This window comes from Methylomagnum sp. (genome assembly GCF_054333355.1).
The window spans coordinates 1-4,918 of sequence record NZ_JBTEKS010000336.1 but is presented as its reverse complement, the minus strand read 5'-3'; the positions used below and the strand labels follow the sequence as shown (position 1 = coordinate 4,918).

Genomic DNA, 4,918 nt, shown 5'->3' with positions numbered 1-4,918 from the left:
GCAGACCAGCGGCAGGTCGCCCGAGTCCGGGGTGTAGTGGAATTCCACGCCGCCGATGGTCTCGTTGGAGGTGTAATGCAGGTAAGCGGATTCGGGATCGACGGTCCATTCGGACTGCGGCGGAATGGTGGTGAAACCACTGGCCTTGCCGCTCGCCGCCGTGAGCGCCTCACAGTACAGCTTGGCTTCAGAAATGGCCTTCTCCGACCAAATGCCGGTGTTCACATAGCTGGCCTTGGTCTTGCCGCGCAGTAGGTTCATCGGGATACCGGCGAATTGCCCGGTGGCCCCGCCTTGCAGGAACAGCACCTTGTAATTGGCAGGCACCGCCAGCAGCTCGCGCAGATCGGCCTCGGCCTTTTCGGCGATGCCCACATAGGCTTTGCTGCGATGGCTCATTTCCATCACCGACATGCCGGTGCCGCCCCAGTCCAGCATCTCCGCCTGAGCCTTTTCCAACACCGCCTGCGGCAGCGCGGACGGTCCCGCGCTGAAATTAATCACCCTAGACATTACTCACTATCTCCTAAGTCATTGGTATCTGTTGATCCGGCTTCGCCCGATTCTTCGGCGCCGTTGTCTATTTCAGCATCCGCGTCGGCCTCAGCCTCGCTCTCGCCTTCCAACACCGGGATGCGGTCCACGCCGACCACCTTCTCGCCCGGATTGAGGCGGATCACCGTGACGCCCTGGGCGTTGCGGCCCACTTCGCGGACTTCCTCCACGCGGGTCCGCACCAGGGTGCCGCCATCGGTGATGAGCATGATTTCGTCGTTGTCGTTCACCAGCACGGCCCCCACCACGGCGCCGTTGCGCTCGCTGGTCTGGATGGCGATGACGCCCTGACCGCCCCGGCGATGCACGGGGAAGTCGTCGAGGGCGGTGCGCTTGCCGTAGCCGTTCTCGGTGATGTTCAACACCGAGCCCTCGGTGCCGATGATGAGCGCGATGATCTTTTGACCATCCTGCAAGGTCATGCCGCGCACGCCCGTGGCGCCGCGCCCCATGGCCCGCACGTCGTCCTCCTCGAAGCACACCGCCTTGCCGGCGTCGCTGAACAGCATGACATGCTGCTTGCCGTCGGTGATGGCGACGTTGACCAAGCGGTCGTCCTGGCGCAGGTCGATGGCGATCTTGCCCGACGAGCGGGGCCGCTCGAATTCGCTGAGGGCCACCTTCTTGACGATGCCGGAGGCCGTGACCATAAACACGAAATGGCCCTCGTCGAACTCCCGCACCGGCAGAATGGCGTTGATCCGCTCGCCGTCTTCCAGCGGCAGCAGGTTCACGAAGGGCTTGCCACGGGCGGTGCGGCTGGCGACGGGCAATTCGTAGACCTTCAGCCAGTACACCTTGCCCACGCTGGAGAAGCACAGGATGGTGTCGTGGGTGTTCGCCACGATGAGCTTGTCGATGTAATCCTCTTCCTTGGTGGTCGCCGCCGCCTTGCCCCGTCCGCCGCGCCGTTGCGCCCGGTAGGCGGAGAGCGGCTGGGACTTGACGTAGCCCTCGTGGGAAACCGTCACCACCATATCTTCCTGGTCGATGAGGTCGGCGCGGCTGAGGTCGAGATGGTCCTCGATGATCTGGGTGCGGCGCTTGTCGCCGTATTGGTCGCGCACGGCGACGAGCTCATCCCGGATGACCTCCATCAGCCGCACGTCGCTGCCGAGAATGGCGAGGAGTTCGTCGATGCGACCCAGGATTTCCTTGTACTCGCCAATGATCTTGTCCTGCTCCAAGCCGGTCAGGCGGTGCAGGCGGAGGTCGAGAATGGCCTGGGCTTGTTCCGGCGAGAGGCGATAGCCGCCTTCCGCGTTCAGGCCGTAGCCCGGCGCCAGGGTTTCCGGGCGGGAGCGGATGGCGTCCTCGGCCCGCGCCAAGAGTTCCGACACCACGCCGGCCCGCCACACGGGCTCCAGCAGCTTTTCCCTGGCGACAGCGGGGGTGGGCGAGGTTCTGATGCGTTCGATGATCTCGTCGATATTCGCCAGCGCGACGGCGAGACCCTCCAAGATGTGCGCCCGCTCCCGCGCCTTGCGCAGTTCGTACAGGGTGCGGCGGGTCACGACCTCGCGGCGATGGTCGATGAAGGCAGCGAGCAGTTCCTGGAGGTTCAGGCAGCGCGGGCGACCGTCGATGAGCGCCACCATGTTGATGCCGAACACGGTCTGCATGGCGGTCTGCTGATAGAGATTGTTCAGCAGCACTTCCGGCGACTCGCCGCGCTTGAGTTCGATGACCATCCGCATCCCGTCCTTGTCGGACTCGTCGCGGAAGCCGTCGTGGGCGATGCCCTCGATCCGGCCCTCCTTGACCAGCTCGGCGATTTTCTCCATCAGCTTCGCCTTGTTGACCTGATAGGGCAGCTCGGTGACGACGATGCTTTCGCGGCCACTGCGCTCGTTCTGCTCGAACTCGCATTTGGCGCGGATGTGGATGCGGCCCCGCCCGGTGAGGTACGCCTCGCGGATGCCACTGGCGCCGTTGATGATGCCGGCGGTGGGGAAATCGGGGCCGGGGACCAGAGCCATCAAGTCCTGGATGGTGGCGTCCGGCTGCTCGATCAACAGCAGGCAGGCGTTGACTACTTCGGTCAGATTGTGGGGCGGAATGCGGGTCGCCATGCCCACTGCGATACCTTCCGAGCCGTTGACCAACAGGTTCGGCACGCGGGTCGGCAGCACCGACGGCTCTTTTTCCGATTCGTCGTAGTTGGGGACGAAATCGACGGTTTCTTTGTCGAGGTCAGCGAGTAGCTCGTGGGCGATACGGGCCATGCGGACTTCAGTGTAACGCATCGCCGCTGGTGGATCGCCATCAACAGATCCAAAGTTACCCTGTCCATCTATCAGCATATTTCGCAACGAAAACGGCTGCGCCATTCGCACGATTGTATCGTAAACAGCCGCATCGCCATGTGGATGATACTTGCCTATGCAGTTATGCACGGCGCAGCCATGCACCAAAAATTCATGGCTATCATCGGCAATCTGTACATCATAGGTCTCCGCCATTGCCTCCGCGTCCACAACCGTCTCGACGCTAAGCACGTTATAGGTTTCTAACAACCGGCGCAGGTCGGCCACCAGTTCCGAACCCATCCGTTCCAGCTTGGTGAGAATGCCCCATTCTTCCAATTGCCGGAAAGACAAATCCTGTTCGTGCAATTCGGCGCTATAGCGGATTTTGCCGCCACTTGGATAGCGGATTCCGGCCCGAAATTTGTTGCCATCAATGTCTTTGTACCACCCGCCGCCCAAATGATGACGGCTGAGTTCCTCGAAAATCCGTCGCCCTGGAATGCACTCAGAATAGGTATTAAGCGTCCGCCCGGCCCATTCTGCCATCCGCAACGCGCCCGCCTTTTTCTCGGATAGTTTGAGATAGGGATGCACCAGCGCACCGAAACGGGCCGCATGATCGCCCGTAATCCACAGTTGATAGCGGGGCAGGCAACCTTCGCCGTAATCGCGGGTACTGAAATCTTCGTAGACCAAGCAAGTATGAATGCCGCCATCGGCCAGCATCGCCTGAATCTGTGTTAGCAAAGTCTCAGACGTAGAAACCAACGTCGCTTCCCGGCGCGACGCCTCAGCCCGGATATAGCCGTCGCCATCAGTGAACCCCGCCAGGAACGGCGCGAATAAGCGTCGATCCGCCAAAACCCAGCGAGGCACTTGCTTGTACTGGCAAGTTGACTGACAAGCGTCATAGGCTTCATCCAGGCCAGTGAAGCGCACGCAATGCTGGAGTTGATGGTGCGGGCGCTGCGGTGCGACTTCCCGCCAACTCACCGACAAGCCACGGCTGGCGCAAAACTCATAGACGAATTCCAAAGGTTCGCGGTCAACCATGTTAATGGCAACCCGGCGCGAACGGCCCCGGTCGGCAAGATAGCCTTCCGCCACCAGCAACCCGACAATGTAGGCCAGCGCGTTACGCTGCGGCTCAGGATGCGTTTCTACGCCGCCCAGACAGCGAGCGTTGGTGGCTAGAATCCGTTGACCAGCCAGTCGATCCGCTCGTTCCCAGGCAATCGTCAAGTCATCCCGTAACACCCGGAACAACTGCCCCGGCGTCACCGTGAAGGTGTAGCCATTCGATAATATGACGTTTACCACCCGGCTAGGCGGATTGGCGAACGCTTGGACGACTTGGCTCAAGCGCCCGTCGGGCATTTGTACCTGACACCCAGGTTCGACATTTTCGATAGGTACAAGGCCGGCCTCGGTATGGACCAAAGCGCCTTTTACAAAGCAATCACCGACCACGCGGGCCGATTTTTTGTAGGGCTTGTTCCAATCATTGCCCAGTTCGTGCATGGCGTAGAGAACCCGGCGGTGGACGGGCTTCAAGCCGTCGCGGACATCGGGGAGGGCACGTCCCACAATCACGCTCATGGCGTAATCGAGGTAGGATTGCTTCATCTCGTCTTCGAGATTGACAGCGATGACTTCTTTAGCGAAGGAACTCATTCGGATGTGTGGTAAGCCTTGGAGCGGCGCCGTTGAAGGTGCCGAAAGATCGGCGGGGAATAAAAACAGGCGGCCATTATAACCGCCGGGGCTGGCTCACTCCACCGGAGCCGCGATTTATCCGCGAGCGGGAAACCCGCACGAAAGAATTCCATGAACAGGTGGCAAGGCCAGTTTCCGAAGGCAGGGCAAGCATTGTCGCAACCGCCAAGACTTACCCAACCAAGCCATCGCGGCTCGAAAGGAGCGGAAAGTCGAAAAAACAGCCGCCCAGTCATTTTGAAGTCCCCGGCAGTCCCGCCAGCCTCCGTGCCAAGTCGCGGAGATTCGACGCGCCGGTTTTCGCCAATATCTGCCGGATTTGAGTGCGCACCGTCGTAATGCTCACCCCCCGCTGGACGGCGATTTCCTCGGCATCGTGGCCCGCGAATATAGCCAAG

General features: G+C 61.0%; 3 protein-coding genes. All 3 read right to left on the bottom strand.

The annotated features are described in order from the left end of the window. A partial coding sequence (locus ACXWUF_RS18665) for an aminotransferase class V-fold PLP-dependent enzyme (protein WP_458496101.1) occupies positions 1–513 on the bottom strand: 513 nt, incomplete at its 3' end. Next, on the bottom strand, positions 513–4,478 hold the full coding sequence (gene gyrA, locus ACXWUF_RS18660; protein WP_458496100.1) for a DNA gyrase subunit A: 3,966 nt from the start codon (positions 4,476–4,478) through the stop codon (positions 513–515). The genes gyrA and ACXWUF_RS18665, both read right to left, overlap by 1 nt. A gap of 274 nt (positions 4,479–4,752) precedes the next feature. Then, positions 4,753–4,917 carry a LuxR C-terminal-related transcriptional regulator gene (locus ACXWUF_RS18655; protein ID WP_458496102.1) on the bottom strand — a complete coding sequence of 55 codons (165 nt, stop codon included), beginning with the start codon at positions 4,915–4,917 and terminating at the stop codon, positions 4,753–4,755. Position 4,918: the final 1 nt, after the last annotated feature.